Origin of the sequence: Bacillus sp. 7705b (assembly GCF_002289525.1) — a bacterium.
Lineage (GTDB): Bacteria > Bacillota > Bacilli > Bacillales > Bacillaceae > Bacillus > Bacillus halotolerans.
Genome location: NZ_NSDH01000048.1, coordinates 82,484 through 105,308 on the forward strand (window position 1 = coordinate 82,484; position 22,825 = coordinate 105,308).

Below are 22,825 nucleotides of genomic sequence, written 5' to 3' on the forward strand. Positions count from 1 at the left end.
GCATGTGACATTTTCGTCACACGCTAATGACACGTTCGAATTGATTTCGTTTCGGAAAGGTTAAAGTAAAGGTTGTTCCATCCCCAAGCTCTGAATGTACATCGATATCGATCAGCAACGGTTCTGCGGCTCTCTTTGCCAGATACAGCCCCATGCCCGTAGAAGACTGATTATGATGATCGGTTGTGGATGTAAACCCTTTATCAAAAATTCGTGAGACATCTTTCCTGTCAATGCCCCGTCCAAAATCTTTCACCTCAAGAACCTTCCGTTCGTCTTTTTCATAGCTGTTGATCACAATATCAGCGGCTTCACTGTATTTTACGGCGTTGGTCAGCAGCTGCCTGATGATAAAGGCCAGCCATTTCGCATCGCTCAAGACTTCCTCTGCCTCCAGCTGAATGTCAAAACCGATTCCTTTCTGTATACACCACGATTGCAAGTCTCTGATCTCTTTGATAATCAAGGGCTTAAGCTTGATCATCTCTAAAGACAGATCATTTTCGATAAAGGACATGCGCTTTTGATGAAGCTGCTGATCAAGAAGCAGATGGATGCGCAGCCACTCATACGATAGCTGGGATTTTAATGATGGGTCTTCCATCCGATCGATGATTAAATGCAGCGCTGTTAATGGCGTTTTGACTTCATGTATCCACGCCATCAGTTCATCTTTTTCATTTTCTAATGCCAAGCGATTCCGCAATGCAGATTGCTTCAATTGTTCCGTTTGTCCGGTGATGCTTTTTTCAATCATCTCTTCAAACGGCGTCTCCGGTTCACTTATGACTGTGACATCAAGATTATTTTCCCATTCTTCGAGGCTTTTATAGAATGCGATTTCTTTCCGAAAACGGATGATAACAAACACAACAAAGATCAAGACACACAAATAAACAATATAAAGAACATTTTTAAATGGAATAGACGGATCAACAAAGGCTATCAGCAAAATCAGAATTTGCTGCAGCAAAAATGCGGCAATCCAGCTTCGTCTTTCGATGAGGAATGCTTTAATCATAGAAATGATCCTCTTCCTTCGCCATGTAGCCTTGGCCGACCTTCGTCTCGATATATGTTCCAAGCTGCAGTTCGTCCAATTTTTTCCGCAGGCGGTTGACATTGACGGTCAGTGTATTATCGCTGACAAAACGCTCATCATTCCACAAGCTTCTGATCAGCTCTTCCCTGCTGACGATCTTGTTTTTTTGTTCTATTAGCTGTTTTAGAATGAACATTTCATTTTTAGTCAGTTCAACAGAACCTTCGTCATTGCTGACGAGGTTCTGCTCTGCGTCTATGGCAGCCCCGCACCATGTTTTGATCGTGCTCGGCTCCGTATTATAATGATGCACGCGCCGGAAAATCGCTTGGATTTTCGCAATCAGCACATCAAAATGAAACGGCTTTTGAATAAAGTCATCCGCTCCCAGCTGCATCGACATGACCATATCAGCAGGGTGGTCACGAGAGGATAAAAAGAGAATCGGAACATTTGACCGGGAACGGATCAGCCGGCACCAATGAAACCCGTCAAATTTAGGGAGCTGAACATCGATAATGACGCAATCAGGTTTGATTGACGCAAATTCCTGCATTACTTGGCTGAAATCCTGTATGCCGTATACATCATAGGACCAACCCGTTAAGCGCTCCTTGATTTCATGAAACAGCGATTTATCATCTTCTATCAGCAAAAGTTTAAACAATGGACTCACCGCACTTTTTCCTTTTTTATGTCAAGTGTATAGCAAATCTTGTTGATGCGCTATACAGAAAAGCCGGCTGGTTCAGCCGGCTTTTTCTGATTACAATTCTCTTCTTAATGCTGTCAGCACGTTGGTTTTTGTTGCTTTTCGGGCCGGGTTCATACCCGAGATCACAGCGACACCGCCGCAAATCACAACCGCAATGATGACAAGGCTGAGCGGAATATAAGAAAACGTATAATTCAGATCGCCCGCTTCGCCTCCGCCTGTCGCCGCGAGAATCATCGGAACGGCAAGGTTGACAAGGTAGCTCACGCCGTAAGAAATGATAATCCCAATCACACAGCCTAAAATTCCGATATACGCGCTTTCCATCAAGAACATTCGGCGAATGATTGACGGACTCGCCCCAATCGCTTTCATAATGCCGATCTCCTGCGTTCTTTCTGTAACCGCCATCGTCATCGTGTTAAATATCCCAATGGCTGAAATGATAACCGCGATACATCCGACAAAGATCAGGCCGATTTTGAAGACCATGAAGAAGGTGTTGGCTCCTTCAAGCTCGGTAGTAACTGATGTGACATAGTATCCGTCATCTGTCAGATCATTTGTCAGCTGTTCCACATTCTCAAATTTATCAGCAAAAACGCCAATATTTTTTTCAACATTCCCGCCCTTGAAGTCCAAAAATTCCGAAAAGTCCTTCTTGAATTGATCACTAATAAAGATGTTTGAATCCTCCATCCAATCTTGAGATGGTTTTTTTGTAATACCGACAATTTTAAAGTCATATGTTTTTGTTTTCGTAACATCCCCTGTTTTAGGATCTGTTTTTGATACACTTAATTCAATCGTTTTGTTCAGGATGTCTTTCGTATAACCCTTTGGTTCTTCTATATCTTCGGGGTTTCCTTTTGCTTCTTCGATTTTTTTGTTATATGCTTCAGATTCTTTTTTCGTCAATAATCTCTTTGCAAAGTCGTATCCTACTACGATTTCATTTTCCGACTTTGCGACTCTTCCTTTTTCTAATTCCATATTGGCCTTTAATTCATCATTCATATTGGTAAAGATAAGATTAGAGCTTTCATTTGTGCGATTGCCTAAAGTTGCTTTGTTTGGCTCATACACTTGCGTTCTTTCTACAACTGACCTTACATGATCATACTTCTCTAAATCAGCTTTTTTAATAGGCTTATCCCCTTCCTTGCCCATTACACTGACTTTAGTCACAATTTGCTGGCTCATCGTCATATCTGTGATTGTCTTTTGAATCCCGAATCCAACCGACGACAGCACAACCAAAAACGCACACGCCATTGTTGTCGCAAGAATTGTCATAAAGACGCGGAGCCTGTTTTTCTTCATATTTCTTCTGATAAAATGAACCTGATCCTTAAATCTCAACGGTAATACCTCCTTTTAACACACCGTCATGCAGCTGGAATTTTGAGTGTCCGATTGAAGCCACTTCATCGTCATGGGTAATAATCACAAATGTAATACCCCGCTCACGGTTCAGCTGCTGAATCAATTCAAGCACTTCCTGCTCCGTTTCTGAATCTAGACTTCCCGTCGGCTCATCCGCTAAAATAATCGATGGATTTAAAATCAGCGCTCTCGCAATGCTGACACGCTGCTGCTGGCCGCCTGACAGTTCATTAGGATAGTGAGCAGCATGGTTTTCAAGACCGACGCGTTTCAGCATGTCCTGTACCTTTTTCTTGCGCTCAGACGGTTTGATCCCTTTTAGCGCCAGCGGCATTTCGACATTTTCATACGTCGTTAAGCCCGGGATGAGCTGAAAGCTTTGAAAAATAAACCCAAAGTGTTCAAGGCGGAACTGCGCCCATTCCTTTTCATTAAAGCCCGTGACATCAGTTCCGTTAATCACAATACGCCCTTTTGTCGGTGAGATGTAGCCTGAAATCAAATTCAGAAGCGTTGACTTCCCCGACCCGCTTCGTCCGACGATACAGGCGATTTCTCCTTTCGCAACAGTCAACGAGACATCTTTTAAGACAGGCACTTCATTCTCACGGCCCTTTTTTCCGATCGTGAAGGAATGGTTAATATGCTGAACATCAATCATCTTTTCTCTCTCCCTTATAAATGTTTTGTTTTTTTATAAATCGCAAAATAGCTGATAAGAAAACCAATCACGGCGCCAGCAGCCATACCAAATATGTAGCCGGCGAAGCTTTCCGTTGCGGCAAATCCAAAATACCCGAAGCCCATGATTCCAATGATAATGACAATGACCTGTACCGGGCGGTCAAGCGTTTTCCACAAAAAGAAATATCCGTTCCGTTCATTAGATAGTTTGACAAAACTGATGTAGCCGATGATGTAAAAGATGATCGTCATGATGGCCGGAATCACTAAATAATACGGAGAATCCTCAACCCATTTCGAGTCTATATAGATTATCGGGACCAAATACTGTGCCCATTTGAGTACTGGACCATGGATAAAATCGATTGACACTCCTAAAAGGATCTCGATGTTGATCGCAGGCAGGCTGATGAGTAAAAACGGCGAAATGGCCACGGTAAATGAGACTAAAAGCTGTGCGAAAATATTGCCCGTCAAAGTTCCTCCAGCCATAACCAAAGAATAAGCCAGCATGCTAACAATGATCATTCCCAAGCTGTAGTTGTGAAAATAAACGGCCTGATCAGGCTTCAAAAACAAAATCTGCAAAACAGATAAAACATAACCTATGAGTTGCGGTATCACAATCACCATTCCGCCAGTCAAGAACTTCGCGTTAAATATCTGCCCTCGTGTATAAGGAAGGCTTAATGTAAAGTCAAAGTAGCCCTTGCTTCGTTCAATCCCAAGCTGGCTGACCGCCAAAACCACACCCCAAATCCAAAATACTGAGATAAATGTACTGTTTAAATAATCAACGCTGAATACGCAGGGGCCGACCCAATTTTCTTTTCCAGTGACACAGCCTTGATAGATGAGATACATATTTAAAATTGATAAAGGATTACCCAATATAAAAACCAAAATGGTGATAACTAAGGCGACTTTATTCTGCCGCCACTCTTTGTATAGCAGTCCGGAATCCGGCAACTCACTCACTCCAAACCTAAGGCATTTCTTACACTTTTGTTTTCTTATAAATAGAGAAGTAGCTCACAAAGAATCCAGCCACTGCCCCAATGATCATCCCCAAAATATAACCAATAATGGAATGTCCGGTATAGTATCCAAATAAACCAAATCCAAGGATGCCGAAAGACATAACTAAAATTTGCACCGGACGATCTAATTTGTTCCATAAGAAAAAGTGTCCGTTCCGTTCACTTGGAAGCTTTTTGAAGCTTATAAAGCCAATCAAGTAAAATAGCATGCTCATTACGGCTGGAATCAATAAAAGATATTTACTGTTAGTCAGCCATTCATTTACAACGTAACTAATCGGTACTAGGTTCGATAAATTGCTTGCCAGAGAGAAATAACTCTCAGGGGAAGGGAACATTTCCCATATATTCACATCAAAAACAACTTCAAGGTTTCCAACCGGCAATGCAATCATTAAATACGGCAATATAGCTGCAGAAAACGCCGTTAACAGTTGGGCAAAAGCATTTCCAGTCAACGCTCCGGAGGCCATCACCAGTGAAAAAGCCATAAAACTAATCACGATTACTCCAACGCTGCTATGCTCAAAATAGTAGACGTGTTCAGGGCTATAAACAAGAATTAGCAGCCATGCAAGTAAAAAGCCAATCAATTGAGATAGCACAATCACAAAACCGCCTAACCAAAATTTCGTCTGGAAAATTCGGCTTCTGTTATACGGAAGGCTTAATATAAAATCCATCGTGCCTCTCGAACGTTCCATTCCCAGGAAGCAGACCGCCAAAATGACACCCGGCACCCAGTTGATATCTATCAGATTGCTTATGGAATAATTCACAATGAAATCACAATATTGCGGGTCTTGGTGATCAAGACACCCTTGATAAGACAAATACGTATTCACAATAGAGAGCGGATTTGCCAGCACCAAAAACACAATACTTAACAAAATCACCACTTGATTCTGCTTCCACTCTCGATAGAGGAGACCTCGGTCTACCATCTCCGCTTCCCTCCAAACTTCGCAATGAATACTTCTTCCAAGTTGACAGGAAGCTCGTTCCACACTTTTGGCTTCAGCTCTCTCAAAAAGCTCTTGTTCTTCTCATCGCTTTTCGGAATCAGCACCGTGTAAAACACACCGGCCTGATCAAGCATCGGAATGTTTTGCTCTCTGATCGCCAGATTGACATCTTCATCAAACGCCATTTGAATTTTGATGTATTCTTCTTTTAATTCATCAAGATCCATTACATTTGTCAGTCTGTTATCTTCGAGAAAACCAATTCGGTTGCACATCCGTTCAATGTCCTCAAGGCGATGGGAGGTGATCAGGATGCTCGTATCACGCTCAGCCACTTCATCAACCATCAGCTGCAGCACATCATGTCTTGTTACCGCGTCAATACCGTCCGTCGGTTCATCAAGGAGAATCAGTGCCGGTCTCGCTGCAAACGACAGAACGAGCGACAGCTGTTTTTTCAAACCTGTCGACAGCTCGCGGTATTTTTTCGTTTCTGGAATTTCATATCTGTTCATCAGCTCATTCGCGTACGTGACATCAAATTTCGGATAAATTCTTCTTAGGATATCGACTAGCTGCTTGTATGTATACTTGTCGTAAAAAGGATTTTGAACGGGCATGTAGATGATATTCTGTTTGACCTTCGGATGCTTTTTGATTTCTACGCCATCAAATAAAATCGTCCCGCTGTCGGCGAAAATGATTTGCTGGATTAAGCGAAGCATTGTCGTTTTGCCTGACCCATTGCGGCCGAGCAGCCCGAAGATTTCTCCTTTTTCAATTGTTAATGAAACATCTTTTAATACTTGATTTCCGTCAATCGTTTTTGACAGCTGTCTTAATTCAATCATCGCTCTTGCCCCCTTTCACATCAGCGCTGATTTCCTTTATCCATTCTTGCAGTTTATCCAGCTCAACCCCCGCATAATGTGCATCGATGATGAGCTGTTTGAGTTGCTCTTTAATCATCGTCATCTTCCCTTCAACCAGTGTCGTTTTTGCATTTTCCGATATATAGGTCCCTCTGCCACGCAGCGTTTCAATAATACCCTCTCGCTCAAGCTCTTTGTACGCTTTGCTGACAGTATTCGGATTCGCAATAATGATCGTCGCCAATTCTCTGACAGAAGGAAGCTTATCACCAGGCTTCATGATCCCTTTCAAACAAAGCTCTTTCATTTGCTGAATAATTTGTTCGTAAATGGGCGTTGAGCTTCTTGGATCGATTTGAATCATTTACTTCCCTACTTTCTATACGATCTGAACCTTTCATAAATAAAATGGATCAATTATACTTTTTTGCCATTCAAAACCGATCATAACGAGTACAAGAAAAAAAGAACAAGCGATCACAGATGCCGCGATCAGCATTGGCACGTTACGTTTGTTTTGTTTTTTGTGTTTCATAACTGCCTCCCTTAATTTCAATATATAAATGACTTTTTCATCAGTGTCTATAGTGTATTACTTCAATTAGTACACTCAATACAATAAATACTTTACTGTGCAAAGTCAATCCTTTTTTTACAAAAAAAACGGACCCTTATCAAAAGGGTCCGTTTCTTACACATCAAGAGGGTGCTGCAAGATCATATTATTTTGCAAAGCTTGAAGCTGAAGTCTCATTCTGTACAGCTGTTCTCTCTGCTGATCATTTGATGACAGCCATAGTTTATTCAAGGCATTTACCGCATTTTCAATCTGCATTTGCGCATCACTGTATTCTTGGTCGTTATAATGCTCTTGTTTAGAAGCGATTTTCAGCTGTTCTTCAGCATAATCATACGCCTGCATACATTGTTGGAGATGTTCATCTACTGATTGTCTTGTTGCCACAGTAACCCCTCCTCTTGGTAATGGAAACAATCCATCATCCATAGTGTAGCCTCATCCGACACGATTCAATAAAGAAATTTATGGTCGATATTCATTTGTTCTCATATGAAATGCGTGCTACAATTTTAGGATGCAATTGTACGCAAGGAGGCACATTAATCGTGATTCAGAACAATCCTTTTCCTTATTCAAATACGGAAAAACGCTATCATACATTAAATTATCATCTCAGAGATCATTTCGGGCATAAGGTATTTAAAGTAGCGCTTGACGGCGGCTTCGACTGCCCGAACCGGGACGGCACTGTCGCTCACGGCGGCTGTACCTTTTGCAGCGCTGCGGGATCCGGTGATTTTGCAGGAAACCGGGCCGATGATTTAATGACGCAATTCCACGACATTAAAAACCGCATGCACGAAAAATGGAAGGACGGGAAATATATCGCTTATTTCCAGGCTTTCACCAATACGCATGCTCCGGTTGAAGTGCTGCGAGAGAAATTCGAGTCTGTTCTCGCGCTCGATGATGTGGTCGGCCTTTCAATCGCCACACGTCCAGACTGCCTGCCGGACGACGTTGTTGAGTATTTGGCAGAACTGAATGAACGCACATATCTTTGGGTAGAGCTCGGGCTTCAGACAGTTCACGAACGCACAGCTCTTCTGATCAACCGGGCACATGACTTTGACTGCTACGTTGAAGGTGTGAATAAGCTAAGAAAACACGGCATACGCGTCTGCTCACATATTATCAATGGACTTCCTCTTGAAGACCGGGACATGATGATGGAGACGGCAAAAGCAGTGGCAGATTTGGACGTACAGGGTATTAAAATCCATTTGCTGCACCTGCTAAAAGGCACGCCGATGGTGAAACAATACGAAAAAGGAAAGCTGGAATTTCTCTCTCAAGACGAATATGTGCAGCTCGTCTGTGACCAGCTTGAAATCATCCCGCCAGAAATGATCGTACACCGTATCACTGGTGACGGGCCGATTGAATTGATGATTGGGCCGATGTGGAGTGTGAACAAATGGGAAGTGCTTGGCGCTATCAATAAAGAACTTGAAAACCGCGGCAGCTACCAAGGTAAGTTCTTTCAGCGTCTTCAGGAGGAATCAGCCTTATGATCCTGAAAAAAATTCTTCCCTACAGTAAAGAGCTGCTGAAAATGGCCGCAGGGGACGGAGACATCGTTGTTGACGCCACAATGGGGAACGGGCACGACACCCTGTTTTTAGCTGAGCTTGTCGGTGAAAACGGCCATGTATACGCATTTGATATACAACAATCAGCAGTGGCCAGTACGAAGGAGCGGCTCGGTGACACCTATCAAAACCGGACAACTTTATTTCATAAAAGCCATGACAAAATTGCTGAATCACTTCCGCAGGAAACACACGGGAAAGTGGCGGCCGCTGTGTTTAACCTCGGCTATCTGCCAGGCGGGGACAAATCGATTACGACAAACGGCAATTCAACGATTCAAGCAATTGAACAGCTTCTCAGCATCATGAAAGATGAAGGCCTGATTGTTTTGGTCGTCTATCACGGCCATCCGGAAGGTAAAGCTGAAAAAAACGACGTGCTCGACTTTTGCCGGGACTTGGATCAGCAAACAGCCCGTGTCTTGACATACGGATTTATCAATCAGCAAAATGACCCGCCGTTTATTATTGCTATCGAAAAAAAAGCTCAAATCAGCAAATGATTTGAGCTTTTTTCTTTGAGTTTTTCATCCAGGCCATTTTTTGAAACTTTCTGTAGGCTCTGCCGTTGATATAAAAGAAAAAGGAGGTTTTTCCGCTTGCTTTGATCAGCTTTTTCGCGAGCCGGCCCATTTCCTTTTGGCCCGCCACTTTATCATCAGACAAATAGACACCCAGCAAGCCGCGGTTGATTAAGCGGTGGAAGTTTTCGTGCGGAATGCCGTGCAGATGTTCATCGGCTTTCTGAATAAAGTGCTGCAGCCGATTCATCATTTCTTCATGTGACTGATAATACGAGCAGAAATTCAAGTCCCCTTCAAGCAAGTCCTCCTCCTGGTCAATCAAATAATCAAGCAGAATATGAAGACCTTGTATGTAAGGAAAATAACTGTTGCGGATTTTTTTTGCGGTGCTTTCAGTAAAATCGGGCTGAAACGAATATGCGACAAGACAGAAAATGCCTAGCGTGGAGCCTGCACAAGCTGAGAATTCATACCATTCCATCTCGGGAAGCTCTGATTCATATTGGGTAAACCACTTTTCAAGGCGCGGGACACGCTCATGCTCAACAACGTGCTTATGCACCTGCAAATCGCAATAATAGCCGCAAAGCTCAAGCAGATAAGGTTTAATCATGTCGTAGTGTTCAATAGAACCGAGGACTCGCTGGCACGTTTTCACCAATTCCTGCAAATATCCGTTGTCATCCTGCTCGTCCCTGAATTGATAATAATTTTGCGGTTCAGCTCCCACTGTCAATGCGTCCTGCATAGAGGTATGAAGCATTCGAAAATCTTCCGGGTCAAGTGATGTGCTGCGGTCGCACAAATTGTCCAGGTAATCGCTGATCGTTTGGTATGCGATGATGAACTCAACACATTTCTGCTTATGATTTCCTGACAATAAAGCCAATATGCCGCCGCCTTCGCAGTGAAACGTTTTATCTCGAATACTTGCGGTTGCCTGTGCTTTTAATTCACTGTTTTTAATTGCTTCTGATTTTTGCTTCCATATGTTCAGCTCTTGATGAACGAGCGGAAAAATATCACGATATACTTTTGCCATCAGTCCAAAAGGATGTTCCGGTACTGTCAACACATGCACCCCCCTAGTTCATATATATTGATCAGTAAATGCTCTTGCGGCTTTAAAAACGGCTTCTCTTTCCGGTTCATTAAATATTTCATGATAAAGCCCTTCCCATTCCCTATATGACTTATTGTGGGAAGCAACCCCTGAAAACCACTTGATGACCTTCGTTTTATCGACCAGCTTGTCATCTCCGGCCTGCATGACCAAAAGCGGCACCCTCAGAAAAGCCTCTGTCGGCACCATGGCAGACTCAAGAGTTTTTAACAGCTCTCTGTACCATCTGACAGAAACCTTCGTCACAAAAAGGGGATCGTTCTGGCCTGCTTCGATGACATCTTCGTTGCGTGTCGCCATATCAATCGATAATCCTGAATCAACTTTAAGCGACGGAGCAATGACATTCAGCCCCTTTGATGCAAGATCAAGCACTTTATTGACTTTAATTTGCAGCCCGAGACACGGTGATGATAAAATAATTCCCGTAATGCGGGGGTTTCTCTGCTGTTTAAACCATTCAATCGCAATCAGGCCGCCCATGCTGTGGCCGAGAAGAAAAACAGGCAGCTCAAAGGTTCGCGCTTTATCTATCCAAGTATCTACTTCATCAATGTATTCTTGAAATGAGCGAATATGACCTCTGGCCCGGGTGGTTGTCCCTTGTCCCGGCAGATCACCCATTACAACGTGATAACCCGAAGATCTCCACATTTCACTCAGCCATTTATAACGTCCATGATGTTCACTTGCCCCGTGGATCATAACAATCACTGCCACAGGTCTGTCTGCTTTCCAGGTCCACATGCGGTTCACCTCATACAAAAATTAAATAGAGAAAGAAGGATGAAAGATATATGATTTACCCTTATAAGGAATACACGCCGGAAATCCACCCAACGGCTTTTGTAGCCGATAATGCAACAATTACCGGTGATGTGGTCATCGGGGAACAATCCAGCATTTGGTTCTCGGTTGTCATAAGAGGCGATGTAGCCCCGACCAGAATCGGTAACAGAGTCAATATCCAGGATTTAAGCTGCCTCCATCAAAGCCCGAATCGGACGCTTCTCATTGAAGATGACGCCACGATAGGCCACCAGGTTACACTCCATAGCGCCGTGATCCGCAAGAACGCCTTAATCGGCATGGGTTCAATCATTTTAGACGGAGCCGAAATCGGTGAAGGCGCATTTATCGGTGCCGGCAGCCTTGTTCCGCCGGGAAAAATCATTCCGCCAGGCCATCTAGCCTTCGGCCGCCCGGCAAAAGTCATCCGTCCTTTGACGGATGAAGACCGAAAAGACATGCAGAGAATACGGTCTGAATATGTAGCAAAGGGTCAATATTATAAATCACTTCAGCAAATGTAAGACCAGCTTCGTTTTACTTTACCATTTTTCAAAATATTATTTAAGCGATAACCATCGCTGACCCGAACCAAATGCAGTTCGGGTTTTTAATTTTCCATAAAACGTTCACATGTAAAAATGAACATGTGACTTTTATCTTATCATAAAAAACAAGACGCCACTGTAAGCAGTCTCTGCAAAAAACATATTCCTATTCTCTGCTCTCTATGAGCAGCTTTACTTAAACAAAAAAGAGCCCTCCGGGAGCTCTTTTTGTCAGCTGATCTGTTGTTCAGTTGACACAGCTGCGTTTTTCTTATGAAAGCCTTTGCCATAATAGACGGCTATCAAAATCAGAAACCAAATCGGACCGACAATTACGGCGACTCTTGTTTCCGGGCTATAAGCCATCAGGATAATGACAAATGCTAAAAAGGCCAAAGATAAATATGACGTGAACGGGTAAAAAGGCATTTTGTATTTTAATTGCTTTTGATCCTTTGGCTGCATGCCTTTACGATATTTGATCTGAGAAAGCAAGATGATCGCCCACGTCCAAATCGCTCCGAACGTCGCAATGCTTGTGACCCAAGTAAATACCTTCGCAGGCACGACATAGTTTAACAGCACACCGACTAATAACGCACCCGCAGAAGCCAGTACGGCTTTACCCGGAATGCCGCCTTTGGTCAGCTTACCGTATGCTTTTGGCGCCTCGCTCTGCTCCGCTAAGTTAAAGAGCATACGTCCGGTGCTGAATATGCCGCTGTTGCAAGAAGACAGCGCTGCCGTCAGAACGACAAAGTTAATGATGCCTGCCGCATATGGAATCCCCACTTTTTCAAACGTGAGTACAAAAGGGCTTCCTTGTGAGCCGATTTCCTGCCACGGATAAATGGACATGATAACAAATAAAGCACCGACGTAAAAAATCAGGATACGCCAAAATACCGTATCAATTGCTTTCGCTAATGATTTTTGCGGATTTTTGACTTCGCCGGCCGTCACCCCTATCATCTCAATGCCTAAATACGCGAACATCACCATTTGAAGTGACAATAAAACCCCTTTTATTCCATGAGGAAAAAATCCGCCGTTGCTCCACAAGTTGCTGATGCCAGTCGCAATGCCTCCATTGCCGACTCCTGCAATGATCATTAATAAACCGACAGCAATCATAGAAAGGATCGCGACAATTTTAATCAATGCGAACCAAAACTCCAGCTCTCCATACGCCTTTACGGCCAGGAAATTGACACCAGTCATAATCACCAGTGCCGACAATGCCCAAATCCAATTGGGCACATCCGGAAACCAGTATCCCATATAAATTCCGACAGCGGTGATTTCCGCCATACAGGTTACAACCCATAAGAACCAGTAATTCCACCCGGTTAAGTAGCCTGCGAGCGGACCTAAGTAGTCACGCGCATACCTGCTGAAGGAGCCCGCGACCGGCTTTTGAATCGCCATTTCCCCAAGCGCCCTCATAATAAAAAACATAATCAGGCCGCTGCAGGCATATGCCACCAAAATACCCGGCCCTGCTAATTGAATAGCTGATGCAGAGCCAAGGAAAAGTCCCACTCCTATGGCAGCCCCTAAAGACATCAAAGAAATATGCCTTTCTTCCAGACCGCGATGCAATTCTTGTTTTTGTTTTTGCATGTTCCCTTCTCCCCTAGAAAAAAATATCATTACATCATTTTTCTGAATATTTCACACGAATGTGCAGGGTAATCAATGATGATGGAGAAATACTGGTATAATAACAAGGCTTTCGACGAATCGAAAGCCTTATCTGTTAGACAAAGATGACTTCTTTAGGCTGATGGCTCAGCTCTTCAGGCATATACCGTTTTTCGATATTGATGCTGTGCCAGATCATAAAGATGAGCACTGTCCAAATTTTACGGCTGTTATCAGCCTTGTCGGCACAATGGTCTTCAAGAAGCTGAAGAACGTAATCCTTATGGATATAAGCGTCCGTTTGGCTTTCCTGAATAATACTGCGCACCCATTCGTTCATTTCGTTTTTCAGCCAATGACGGATCGGTACAGGGAAACCGAGCTTTTTGCGGTTTAATACATGATCCGGCACAATGCCTTCAGCAGCTTTGCGAAGGAGATACTTAGTCGTACCGTTCTTTGTTTTCAATTCATCAGGAATTTTAGAAGCAACGTCAAATACGACTTTATCAAGGAACGGCACACGCAATTCCAAAGAATTCGCCATCGTCATTTTATCCGCTTTTAGCAAAATGTCGCCTCGCATCCAAGTGTGGATATCGACATACTGCATTTTGTTAATATCGCTGTATGAGCTGCTTTCTGTAAAGTAAGGCTTCGTCACATCGCGATACGAAAGGCTCGAATCATAGTGCTTCAGCAGCTGTTTCTTCACGGATTCTTCAAAGATCTTCGCGTTGCCGATATAACGCTCCGGAAGCGGAGTGCAGCCGCGCTCAAGCAAGCTCTTTCCTCTCATTCCCTCAGGCATAACGGCCGCTACGTGCAGAAGCATCTTTTTCAAGCCGGACGGAATGCGTTCAAACGGTTTAAGAGAAAGCGGTTCACGGTAGATGTTGTATCCGCCGAACAGTTCGTCCGCACCTTCGCCAGATAACGCAACCGTTACGTGTTTTTTCGCTTCTTTCGCCACGAAATACAATGGAATCGCAGCCGGATCTGCAAGCGGATCATCAAAGTGCCATACGATTTTAGGAAGCTCGTTCATGTATTCTTCAGGTGAAATGATTTTGCTGATATTTTCAATGCCCAGTGCAGCGGCAGTTTCTTTCGCTACATCAACTTCACTGAAGCCCTGCTGTTCAAATCCGACAGAAAATGTTTTCAAGTTTGGATGAAATTCTTTCGCAACGGATACAATAAACGAAGAATCGATTCCGCCTGATAGGAATGAACCGACAGGCACATCACTTCTCATATGAACGTTTACAGAGTCATAGATAGCGTCTCTGACTTCTTTGACAAGTTTATCTTCTTCCGTCTGAACAGGCTGGAAGCGCGCCTTGAAATACGTTTTGAATGTGATATCACCATCAGGGCGGATTGTAAACTGAGAACCCGGCTCTACTTTTTTCACATCAATATCAAGCGTACTTGGCTCAGGAACGAATTGGAAAGACATATACTGCTGTAATGCTTCTTTATCTATTTCAATATCATTTTGGGCTGCCATTAAACTTTTTCTCTCTGAGGCAAAATAAACCTGATCATTGATCGTTGTGTAATACAACGGCTTAATGCCGAATGGATCTCTTGCTCCATAAAGAACATGATCGTTTTTATTCCAAATCAGAAAGGCAAACATGCCGCGCAGCTTGGAAGCCGCTTCTTCTTTATAGTGACGGTAAGTCGCAAGAAGAACCTCTGTGTCAGAATCTGTGTTGAAAGTATATCCCTTTGCTTCAAGCTCTTCTCTCAGTTCGATATAGTTATAGATTTCCCCGTTAAAAATAATCCAATATTTTTCATCTTCATATGATAAAGGCTGTCCGCCATTTTCCACATCAATAATGCTGAGCCGTCTGAATCCGAATCCAACGTGCTCATCATGGTAATATCCATCACTGTCAGGACCGCGGTGAACGATCATTTGGTTCATTTGTTTGATTAGTTCTTCTTGATCAGCGGTTTGAGTTAACGGATGCTTGTTAAAAACCCCGACAAATCCACACATAGTATTGCCTCCATATTTAAAATTGTCATCATTGAACCCCTATTTATAGACGCTGTGAACAGTGTTTGGTTTCACAGTTATGTAAAAAAATAAACATGGATACATCGATAAAAAAGGGAAAGCCGCTTAACCAGTAAGCGGCTATAAAATTATTCTCCTAACGCTTCTTTACGCAGCTGTTCCGCTTTGTCTGTACGCTCCCACGGAAGGTCAACATCGTGGCGTCCAAAGTGGCCGTACGCAGCAGTCTGTTTGTAGATCGGACGGCGTAAATCAAGCATTTTGATAATGCCGGCAGGTCGTAAATCAAAGTTATTGCGCACAACTTCAATCAGTTTTTCCTCCGAAGCTTTTCCGGAACCGAATGTGTTGATTGAGATAGACACAGGCTGTGCAACACCGATCGCGTAAGCAAGCTGCACTTCGCAAGAATCTGCAAGCTCAGCCGCAACGATGTTTTTCGCAACGTATCTTGCAGCATAAGCAGCTGAACGGTCTACTTTCGTCGCATCTTTACCAGAGAACGCGCCGCCGCCGTGACGTGCGTAGCCGCCGTACGTATCAACGATGATTTTACGTCCTGTGAGCCCCGCATCCCCTTGAGGTCCTCCGATGACGAAACGGCCTGTAGGGTTAATGAAGTATTTTGTTTCTTCATCAATTAATTCTTCAGGAACAACCGGATTGATGACATGTTCTTTAATGTTGCGCTGAATTTGCTCAAGCGTAATTTCAGGGTGGTGCTGAGTTGAAATAACAATCGCGTCAATGCGGACAGGTTTGTTATTTTCATCATACTCAACCGTTACCTGTGTTTTGCCGTCAGGGCGAAGGTAAGGAAGAACATCTTCTTTACGCACTTCACTCAAGCGGCGGGCTAATTTATGAGCAAGTGAAATCGGAAGAGGCATGAGCTCTTTCGTTTCGTTGCACGCATAACCGAACATTAAACCTTGGTCACCCGCTCCGATTGCTTCAATTTCTTCGTCGCTCATTGTGCCTTCACGGGCTTCAAGCGCTTGGTCTACACCCATCGCAATATCAGCAGACTGCTCGTCAATTGATGTTAAAACTGCACAAGTTTCCGCATCAAATCCGTATTTTGCACGTGTGTATCCGATTTCTTTAATCGTTTCACGAACCGTTTTTGGAATGTCAACATACGTAGAAGTTGTGATTTCTCCGCTGACAAGAACCAAACCAGTTGTCACAGACGTTTCACAAGCAACACGCGCGTTAGGGTCTTTCTTTAAAATTTCATCTAAAATGCTGTCAGAAATCTGGTCACAGATTTTATCCGGATGCCCCTCCGTAACAGATTCTGATGTAAATAAACGACGATTTTTACTCATGATTTGCTTCCTCCTGCACAAGGCCTCCCGAAAGACCTTATATATATGATACGGAACTCGCTCCCTCTTATACAATGTTACGTTTATATTAGAGATGTTAATTGGCATATTTATGAAATAAAAAAACCTTTTCCGTTCGAGGAAAGGGTTTGGTCTTTGTGCCTTTCACTCTTATCGCTCAAGGAATCATTCAACCTTGCATCAGGTTAGCACCTTGGTTGTCTCACACAATTTGAACATAATGAATAATAGAGAAACCGGTTGCTGGGCTTCATAGGGCCTGTCCCTCCGCCAGCTCGGGATAAGAGTATCCGCTCAATGAAATATCTTATCGTAAAAGGGTTTGCAATGTCAATATGAATCAGGAGAAATAGACGCCTTTATTGCGGAAAACAATGGAAATGCACACACAAAAAACGATAAATAGTATAGACTATTTGAAAATATATGTTATACTAATTCACAATTAGCAAAACACAAATAAAATGATAAAGGAAGGTTTCTTATGAACTCAGTTGATTTAACCGCTGATTTGCAAGCCTTATTAACAAGTCCTAATGTGCAGCATAATTTATCTGCAGCTCAGCTTACAGAAAAAGTACTTTCCCGCAACGAAGGCATTTTGACATCCACGGGTGCCGTCCGGGCGACCACAGGCGCTTACACGGGACGTTCGCCGAAGGATAAATTTATTGTAGAAGAAGCAAGCACAAAGAGTAAGATTGATTGGGGTCCGGTGAATCAGCCTATTTCCGAGGAAGCATTTGACCGGCTGTACACGAAAGTTGTCAGCTATCTGAAACAACGTGATGAGCTGTTTGTTTTCGAAGGATTTGCCGGTGCTGATGAAAAATACAGACTGCCGATCACGGTCGTTAATGAATTTGCATGGCACAATTTATTTGCCAGACAGCTGTTTATCCGTCCTGAAGACAATGATAAAAAAACAGTCGAACAGCCGTTTACCATTCTTTCCGCTCCGCATTTCAAAGCGGACCCAAAAACAGACGGCACACATTCAGAAACCTTTATTATTGTTTCTTTCGAAAAGCGCACGATTTTAATCGGCGGAACGGAGTATGCCGGAGAAATGAAAAAATCGATTTTCTCCATCATGAATTTCCTGCTGCCTGAGCGAGATATTTTATCCATGCATTGCTCCGCCAATGTCGGTGAAAAAGGCGATGTCGCGCTTTTCTTCGGCCTGTCGGGAACAGGAAAGACCACCCTTTCGGCGGATGCTGACCGGAAACTGATCGGTGATGATGAACACGGCTGGTCGGATACTGGTGTCTTCAATATCGAAGGCGGATGCTATGCCAAGTGCATTCATTTAAGCGAAGAAAAGGAACCGCAGATTTTTAAAGCGATTCGGTTTGGATCCGTTCTCGAAAATGTTGTTGTAGATGAAGATACGCGTGAAGCCAATTACGATGATTCCTTCTATACAGAAAACACACGTGCCGCTTACCCGATTCATATGATCGACAACATTGTCTCTCCGAGCATTGCGGGCCACCCGTCAGCGATTGTATTTCTGACGGCTGATGCATTCGGCGTTCTGCCGCCAATCAGCAAGCTGACGAAGGAGCAGGCTATGTACCACTTCTTAAGCGGTTATACGAGTAAACTAGCCGGAACCGAACGCGGCGTCACGTCTCCTGAGACGACATTCTCCACATGCTTCGGTTCACCGTTCCTTCCGCTCCCGGCTCATGTATACGCGGAAATGCTCGGCAAGAAAATCGACGAACACGGCGCAGACGTTTACTTGGTCAACACCGGCTGGACCGGCGGCGGCTACGGCACAGGCGAACGCATGAAGCTTTCATACACACGGGCGATGGTAAAAGCAGCGATTGAAGGCAAATTAGAAAATGTGCAAATGACCACTGACGATATTTTCGGCCTGCACATCCCGGTTCATGTTCCGGGTGTTCCCGATCATATCCTTCAGCCGGAAAACACGTGGAATAACAAAGAGGAATACAGAGAAAAGGCTGTGTATCTGGCAAACGAATTCAAAGAAAACTTCAAAAAGTTCACAAATACAGATGCCATCGCACAAGCTGGCGGGCCTCTCGTTTAAAAAAGCAAAAGCCAAGAGCAATTAAGCTCTTGGCTTGTTTTAATTGACTGTATGCAAAGAAGTCAGCTTGTACGTAATGATTGTCCGCCCGTCTGTCCATTCAAGCTTCTGCACTTCGGCTGTGCCTGACTTTTCACCAAACTTTGTTTTGCTGACATCCATCGGAATCTCCATTGGATAAATGCGATACCCGTCTTTCTCTAATCTGAATATATTTTCATCTATGCGAACTTCTTTTCCTTTTGTCACAATCAATGTATTAAATTCAACAGGCATTCCCAAATTGAAATCCCCTTTCGTTCTCTTTTTTCTATATCATAACATATTTCACCGTCAGCGGTTTTTCATCCACTGCGTGAGCTGCCGCACAATACGCCGGTTTTCCTTCGGCGGAAAATAATGTGTGAATGTACTGTAGTACCACGTCTCTACAGGCTTGTGCAGCTGTTTTAATTTCTCCTCAAATAAATACGAATGCTGAATGGAAACGTTTTGATCTTTTTCTCCGTGAATTAATAAAACGGGTGCCTCAATTTTGTTCACTTCGTCAAAAGGCGTTCGCCATTTGTATTCGTCAGGCACCTTTTTCGGCGTTCCCCCAATCACTCTTTTCATCATTCTTCGTAAATCCTGCCGCTCTTCATATGTAAGAATCATATCACTGACGCCTCCCCACGAAACGAATGAAGCCGCATGCCGTCCCATTTCAATCGCAGTAAGCATTCCCATTATGCCGCCTCTGGAGAAACCGAAAATATGAATTCTGTTCTTTTTCACTTGCGGATGCTGCTGGAGCAGGCGAAAAGCGGAAAAAGCATCCTCTCTGTCTTCTCCTGCAAAATCCTCGTTGCCCTCCCCTCCCTGATTCCCTCTGTAAAAGGGGGCAAATACAACAAATCCTTGGGACGCAAACTGGATAATTCGGCCCGGTCTGACCATTCCAACACTTTTAATACCGCCGCGCAAATATAAAAATCCGTCATATTGCCCAGGTGCCGCCGGCTCCGCCAGCAGCCCTTTCACTTTTAAGCCATTTGAAAGGTAGCAGATGGTAAACAAACGCACATGCCGGCTCGGCGACGGAAATCTTCTTTTCTCAACAATCAATGCTCCCGCCTCCTTTTTTCTTTATTCTTTCCTGCCTTTAAAAATAAATCCTGTAACCCGGATTAGGCATTCACACATTTTTATACCCATCATACGATATGTAAAGCAAAAAAGGATATTAACTTAATGCTAAATAAGGAGGTTGTCATGTGAACAAATGGTTAAGGCTGGGCTGTTTCTGCGTTTGCAGTGTGTTTCTCATCATTGCCCTGAGCGCTTGCAAGCAGGAAGCAACACTCACGAAAGTAAAAGTAGCCGAAGTGACCCATTCCATTTTTTATGCACCTTTATATGTTGCAGAATCTAAAGGCTTTTTCAAGGATGAAGGCCTTGATGTCGACGTCAATACGACCTGGGGCGGCGATAAAACGATGACTTCGCTTCTTTCAAACGGCTCGGACATTGCTCTTGTCGGATCAGAAACATCCATTTATGTCGAATCGCAAGGGGCTAAAGACCCTGTCATTAACTTCGCACAGCTGACTCAGACAGACGGAACGTTCCTTGTCGCAAGAGAAGATGCCGAAAATTTCAGCTGGGATCAGCTGAAAGGAAAGACTTTTCTCGGCCAGAGAAAAGGCGGTATGCCGCAAATGGTCGGCGAGTATGTGCTGAACCAACATCACATTGATCCGCATAAGGATATTGAACTCATCCAAAACATAGACTTCGCCAATATATCCAATGCCTTTGCTTCTGGAACCGGTGAATATGTCCAGCTTTTTGAACCGACTGCTTCACTCTTTGAAAAAGAAGGCATCGGCCGCATCGTTGCTTCGTTCGGAGAAGAATCAGGCCAGGTTCCTTATACAACATTTATGGCAAAACAAAGCTATTTAAAGAAAAACGAGGATACAGCCGTCAAATTCACGAGAGCTATTTATAAAGCGCAGCAGTGGGTGGAAAACCACTCAGCGAAGGACATCACAGAAGCGATTAAAAATGAATTTGACGATACAGATCCCGATGTCATCGAAACGTCCATTGAACGCTACAAAAAACAAAATTCGTATTCTCCAGACCCGCTCCTCAACGAAAAAGAATGGGAACTGCTCCAAACGATTATGGATCAGTCGGGTGAACTGCCAAAGCATATACCATACAGTCAGCTTGTGAACAAACACATCGCCGAAAAAGTCACCTCGGAAAAATAGGAGGCGCCATCTATGTCTTTTTTACATGTCGACCATGTAACTCATACTTATTTTTCTATTAAAGAAAAAACGACGGCCGTACAGGACATTCATTTCGATGCCGAAAAAGGCGATTTCATCTCATTTCTCGGTCCGAGCGGCTGCGGAAAAACAACACTGCTTTCCATAATTGCAGGCTTAATTGAACCTTCGGAAGGCAGAGTTCTGATTGAAGGCCGCGAGCCGAATCAAAAAGAACATAACATTGGCTACATGCTTCAGCAGGATTACTTATTTCCCTGGAAATCCATTGAGGAAAATGTGCTCCTCGGTTTAAAAATTGCCGACACGCTTACTGAAGAAAACAAGGCCGCAGCACTTGGTCTTTTGCCGGATCTGGGTCTCGTTGATGTTGAAAAGAAATATCCTAAGGAGCTGTCAGGCGGGATGAGGCAGCGGGCCGCGCTTGCAAGAACTCTTGCCCCAAACCCAAGTCTGCTTTTGCTGGATGAGCCATTTTCCGCGCTTGATTTTCAAACGAAGCTGTCTTTGGAAAACCTCGTTTTCCGCACATTAAAGGAGTATCAAAAAACAGCGGTGCTTGTCACTCATGATATAGGGGAAGCGATTGCGATGAGTGATACCATCTTTTTATTTTCTAATCAGCCGGGCACCATTCATCAAATTTTTACCATCCCTAGAGAATTGGCTGCGATGATGCCTTTTGACGCCCGTCAGGAGCCATCCTTCCAGACGCTGTTTCAAACGATATGGAAGGAGCTGAATTCTCTTGAGAAACAGCAAAGAAACAATTGATCTGCTTCATGAGCAATTTCAATTTAAACAGAAAAAAGAGAAATGGAATGTGCATTCTTTTCAGCTTGCGATATTTATCCTCTTTTTCTCCGGATGGGAAATCGCAAGCAGACAGAGCTGGATTGATCCTCTGATCTTCAGCTCGCCGTCAGCCGTATGGCGTTTACTGATTGAAAAGGTTGCTGACGGCTCATTGCTGTCGCATATCGGCGTTACTTTATTTGAGACCGTGCTTGGCTTTTTGCTGGGGACTTTCCTTGGCACGTGTCTTGCCGCGTTGTTATGGTGGTCCAATCGGCTTGCCAGGATATTAGATCCGTATCTGGTCATTTTAAATGCGATGCCGAAAGTGGCGCTCGGACCTATTCTGATTGTTGCGCTCGGTCCCGGCTTTGTCAGCATCATCGCGATGGGAGCGGTCATCAGTGTCATCATCACAACCATCGTCGTTTATACCGCCTTTCAAGAGGTGGATGAAAACTATATTAAAGTAATGAAAACATTCGGCGCAAACAAGTGGGTTATTTTTAAAGAAGCGATTCTTCCCGCATCTTCGCCCGCTATTATTTCAACCCTGAAGGTAAACGTCGGTTTATCGTGGGTCGGTGTCATCGTAGGCGAGTTTCTTGTTTCAAAGGTCGGATTAGGATACATGATTATTTACGGATTCCAAGTCTTCAATTTTACACTCGTCTTCTTAAGCCTGTTGATCATTGCTGTATTTGCCACCCTGATGTATCAGGGCGTAGAACTGTTAGAAAAGAAATGGACGAAGGGCAGAACATAAAAACCCGGCGGATAGCCGGGTTT

24 protein-coding genes and 1 riboswitch are annotated in these 22,825 nt (G+C 43.8%); of the genes, 7 read left to right on the plus strand and 17 right to left on the minus strand.

All coding sequences use genetic code 11. The annotated features are described in order from the left end of the window. Positions 1-16 precede the first annotated feature (16 nt). From CJU60_RS18420 to CJU60_RS18460, 10 genes are all read right to left on the minus strand, one after another. Positions 17-1,021 (minus strand): sensor histidine kinase, encoded by a 1,005-nt coding sequence (locus CJU60_RS18420; protein ID WP_095714564.1) that lies wholly within the window; start codon positions 1,019-1,021, stop codon positions 17-19. Continuing rightward, positions 1,014-1,709 (minus strand): two-component response regulator BceR, encoded by a 696-nt coding sequence (gene bceR / locus CJU60_RS18425; RefSeq protein WP_095714597.1) that lies wholly within the window; start codon positions 1,707-1,709, stop codon positions 1,014-1,016. The genes CJU60_RS18420 and bceR overlap by 8 nt, the downstream gene beginning before the upstream one ends. A gap of 99 nt (positions 1,710-1,808) precedes the next feature. Next, entirely contained in the window at positions 1,809-3,119 is a 1,311-nt protein-coding gene (gene ytrF / locus CJU60_RS18430) for an ABC transporter permease YtrF (RefSeq protein WP_095714565.1), read from the minus strand. Then, positions 3,109-3,804 carry an ABC transporter ATP-binding protein YtrE gene (ytrE, locus tag CJU60_RS18435; RefSeq protein WP_095714566.1) on the minus strand — a complete coding sequence of 232 codons (696 nt, stop codon included), beginning with the start codon at positions 3,802-3,804 and terminating at the stop codon, positions 3,109-3,111. The genes ytrF and ytrE overlap by 11 nt, the downstream gene beginning before the upstream one ends. 14 nt (positions 3,805-3,818) lie before the next feature. Continuing rightward, on the minus strand, positions 3,819-4,796 hold the full coding sequence (gene ytrD / locus CJU60_RS18440; RefSeq protein WP_095714567.1) for an ABC transporter permease YtrD: 978 nt from the start codon (positions 4,794-4,796) through the stop codon (positions 3,819-3,821). Between the two features lie 28 nt (positions 4,797-4,824). Then, the gene (ytrC, locus tag CJU60_RS18445; RefSeq protein WP_095714568.1) at positions 4,825-5,811 is read right to left on the minus strand and encodes an ABC transporter permease YtrC; all 987 of its coding nucleotides are present in this window, start codon (positions 5,809-5,811) and stop codon (positions 4,825-4,827) included. After that, positions 5,805-6,683: an ABC transporter ATP-binding protein YtrB gene (gene ytrB, locus CJU60_RS18450; RefSeq protein ID WP_095714569.1), complete on the minus strand. Its 879-nt coding sequence runs from the start codon at positions 6,681-6,683 to the stop codon at positions 5,805-5,807. Before ytrB ends, ytrC begins: the two co-directional genes overlap by 7 nt. Further along, positions 6,676-7,068, minus strand: coding sequence for a GntR family transcriptional regulator YtrA (gene ytrA / locus CJU60_RS18455; RefSeq protein ID WP_024122575.1), 393 nt, complete (start codon positions 7,066-7,068; stop codon positions 6,676-6,678). The genes ytrB and ytrA overlap by 8 nt, the downstream gene beginning before the upstream one ends. 33 nt (positions 7,069-7,101) lie before the next feature. Further along, positions 7,102-7,239, minus strand: a complete 138-nt coding sequence (locus CJU60_RS21470; protein ID WP_141243802.1) for a hypothetical protein — start codon at positions 7,237-7,239, stop codon at positions 7,102-7,104. Positions 7,240-7,395: 156 nt separating this feature from the next. Then, positions 7,396-7,668, minus strand: a complete 273-nt coding sequence (locus CJU60_RS18460) for a YtzC family protein (RefSeq protein ID WP_010331570.1) — start codon at positions 7,666-7,668, stop codon at positions 7,396-7,398. A 161-nt stretch (positions 7,669-7,829) separates the two neighbouring features. Between CJU60_RS18460 and mnmL the strand changes: the two genes are divergently transcribed. Together mnmL and mnmM are read left to right on the plus strand one after the other, a co-directional pair. Further along, positions 7,830-8,798 (plus strand): tRNA modification radical SAM protein MnmL/YtqA, encoded by a 969-nt coding sequence (mnmL, locus tag CJU60_RS18465; RefSeq protein WP_024122577.1) that lies wholly within the window; start codon positions 7,830-7,832, stop codon positions 8,796-8,798. Then, complete coding sequence (gene mnmM / locus CJU60_RS18470; protein ID WP_095714570.1) at positions 8,795-9,379, plus strand: tRNA 5-(aminomethyl)-2-thiouridylate-methyltransferase MnmM; 585 nt, start codon at positions 8,795-8,797, stop codon at positions 9,377-9,379. Before mnmL ends, mnmM begins: the two co-directional genes overlap by 4 nt. On the opposite strand, the gene tbcS is transcribed toward mnmM, so the two are convergent. After that, entirely contained in the window at positions 9,369-10,472 is a 1,104-nt protein-coding gene (gene tbcS / locus CJU60_RS18475; RefSeq protein WP_095714571.1) for a tetraprenyl-beta-curcumene synthase, read from the minus strand. The genes mnmM and tbcS overlap by 11 nt on opposite strands. Positions 10,473-10,490: 18 nt before the next feature. Further along, positions 10,491-11,270, minus strand: coding sequence for an alpha/beta hydrolase (locus CJU60_RS18480; RefSeq protein ID WP_095714572.1), 780 nt, complete (start codon positions 11,268-11,270; stop codon positions 10,491-10,493). Between the two features lie 50 nt (positions 11,271-11,320). On the opposite strand from CJU60_RS18480, the gene CJU60_RS18485 reads away from it, so the two are divergent. Beyond that, positions 11,321-11,836: a gamma carbonic anhydrase gene (locus tag CJU60_RS18485; RefSeq protein WP_095714573.1), complete on the plus strand. Its 516-nt coding sequence runs from the start codon at positions 11,321-11,323 to the stop codon at positions 11,834-11,836. Positions 11,837-12,091: 255 nt separating this feature from the next. Here CJU60_RS18485 and alaP read toward each other — a convergent pair whose 3' ends face one another. From alaP to metK, 3 genes are all read right to left on the minus strand, one after another. Beyond that, a complete protein-coding gene (alaP, locus tag CJU60_RS18490) occupies positions 12,092-13,483 on the minus strand; it encodes an alanine permease AlaP (RefSeq protein WP_095714574.1) in 1,392 nt (463 codons plus the stop codon). A gap of 136 nt (positions 13,484-13,619) precedes the next feature. Next, entirely contained in the window at positions 13,620-15,518 is a 1,899-nt protein-coding gene (asnB, locus tag CJU60_RS18495) for an asparagine synthase (glutamine-hydrolyzing) (RefSeq protein WP_095714575.1), read from the minus strand. A 149-nt stretch (positions 15,519-15,667) separates the two neighbouring features. Beyond that, on the minus strand, positions 15,668-16,870 hold the full coding sequence (metK, locus tag CJU60_RS18500; protein ID WP_010331578.1) for a methionine adenosyltransferase: 1,203 nt from the start codon (positions 16,868-16,870) through the stop codon (positions 15,668-15,670). A 168-nt stretch (positions 16,871-17,038) separates the two neighbouring features. Then, positions 17,039-17,178, minus strand: a riboswitch (SAM riboswitch). Positions 17,179-17,375: 197 nt separating this feature from the next. On the opposite strand from metK, the gene pckA reads away from it, so the two are divergent. Further along, entirely contained in the window at positions 17,376-18,959 is a 1,584-nt protein-coding gene (gene pckA / locus CJU60_RS18505) for a phosphoenolpyruvate carboxykinase (ATP) (RefSeq protein WP_095714576.1), read from the plus strand. A gap of 39 nt (positions 18,960-18,998) precedes the next feature. Here pckA and CJU60_RS18510 read toward each other — a convergent pair whose 3' ends face one another. Both CJU60_RS18510 and CJU60_RS18515 read right to left on the minus strand, forming a co-directional pair. After that, positions 18,999-19,241: a DUF2584 domain-containing protein gene (locus CJU60_RS18510; RefSeq protein WP_024122585.1), complete on the minus strand. Its 243-nt coding sequence runs from the start codon at positions 19,239-19,241 to the stop codon at positions 18,999-19,001. Between the two features lie 51 nt (positions 19,242-19,292). Beyond that, entirely contained in the window at positions 19,293-20,066 is a 774-nt protein-coding gene (locus CJU60_RS18515) for an alpha/beta hydrolase family protein (RefSeq protein ID WP_095714577.1), read from the minus strand. Positions 20,067-20,215: 149 nt separating this feature from the next. Between CJU60_RS18515 and CJU60_RS18520 the strand changes: the two genes are divergently transcribed. From CJU60_RS18520 to CJU60_RS18530, 3 genes are read left to right on the plus strand one after another with little or no spacing between them, the layout of a single operon-like run. After that, the gene (locus CJU60_RS18520; RefSeq protein WP_095714578.1) at positions 20,216-21,220 is read left to right on the plus strand and encodes an ABC transporter substrate-binding protein; all 1,005 of its coding nucleotides are present in this window, start codon (positions 20,216-20,218) and stop codon (positions 21,218-21,220) included. Between the two features lie 12 nt (positions 21,221-21,232). Further along, entirely contained in the window at positions 21,233-22,015 is a 783-nt protein-coding gene (locus CJU60_RS18525; RefSeq protein ID WP_024122588.1) for an ABC transporter ATP-binding protein, read from the plus strand. After that, the gene (locus tag CJU60_RS18530) at positions 21,990-22,802 is read left to right on the plus strand and encodes an ABC transporter permease (protein ID WP_024122589.1); all 813 of its coding nucleotides are present in this window, start codon (positions 21,990-21,992) and stop codon (positions 22,800-22,802) included. The genes CJU60_RS18525 and CJU60_RS18530 overlap by 26 nt, the downstream gene beginning before the upstream one ends. The last annotated feature ends 23 nt before the right edge of the window (positions 22,803-22,825 follow it).

What these genes read in the sequence shown, in the direction of transcription:
- CJU60_RS18420 (WP_095714564.1), bottom strand. Translation starts at nt 1,021, where the DNA reads ATGATTAAAGCATTCCTCATCGAAAGACGAAGCTGGATTGCCGCATTT.
- ytrE (WP_095714566.1), bottom strand. Translation starts at nt 3,804, where the DNA reads ATGATTGATGTTCAGCATATTAACCATTCCTTCACGATCGGAAAAAAG.
- ytrC (WP_095714568.1), bottom strand. Translation starts at nt 5,811, where the DNA reads ATGGTAGACCGAGGTCTCCTCTATCGAGAGTGGAAGCAGAATCAAGTG.
- ytrB (WP_095714569.1), bottom strand. Translation starts at nt 6,683, where the DNA reads ATGATTGAATTAAGACAGCTGTCAAAAACGATTGACGGAAATCAAGTA.
- ytrA (WP_024122575.1), bottom strand. Translation starts at nt 7,068, where the DNA reads ATGATTCAAATCGATCCAAGAAGCTCAACGCCCATTTACGAACAAATT.
- CJU60_RS21470 (WP_141243802.1), bottom strand. Translation starts at nt 7,239, where the DNA reads ATGAAACACAAAAAACAAAACAAACGTAACGTGCCAATGCTGATCGCG.
- mnmM (WP_095714570.1), top strand. Translation starts at nt 8,795, where the DNA reads ATGATCCTGAAAAAAATTCTTCCCTACAGTAAAGAGCTGCTGAAAATG.
- CJU60_RS18480 (WP_095714572.1), bottom strand. Translation starts at nt 11,270, where the DNA reads ATGTGGACCTGGAAAGCAGACAGACCTGTGGCAGTGATTGTTATGATC.
- CJU60_RS18485 (WP_095714573.1), top strand. Translation starts at nt 11,321, where the DNA reads ATGATTTACCCTTATAAGGAATACACGCCGGAAATCCACCCAACGGCT.
- alaP (WP_095714574.1), bottom strand. Translation starts at nt 13,483, where the DNA reads ATGCAAAAACAAAAACAAGAATTGCATCGCGGTCTGGAAGAAAGGCAT.
- asnB (WP_095714575.1), bottom strand. Translation starts at nt 15,518, where the DNA reads ATGTGTGGATTTGTCGGGGTTTTTAACAAGCATCCGTTAACTCAAACC.
- metK (WP_010331578.1), bottom strand. Translation starts at nt 16,870, where the DNA reads ATGAGTAAAAATCGTCGTTTATTTACATCAGAATCTGTTACGGAGGGG.
- pckA (WP_095714576.1), top strand. Translation starts at nt 17,376, where the DNA reads ATGAACTCAGTTGATTTAACCGCTGATTTGCAAGCCTTATTAACAAGT.
- CJU60_RS18525 (WP_024122588.1), top strand. Translation starts at nt 21,233, where the DNA reads ATGTCTTTTTTACATGTCGACCATGTAACTCATACTTATTTTTCTATT.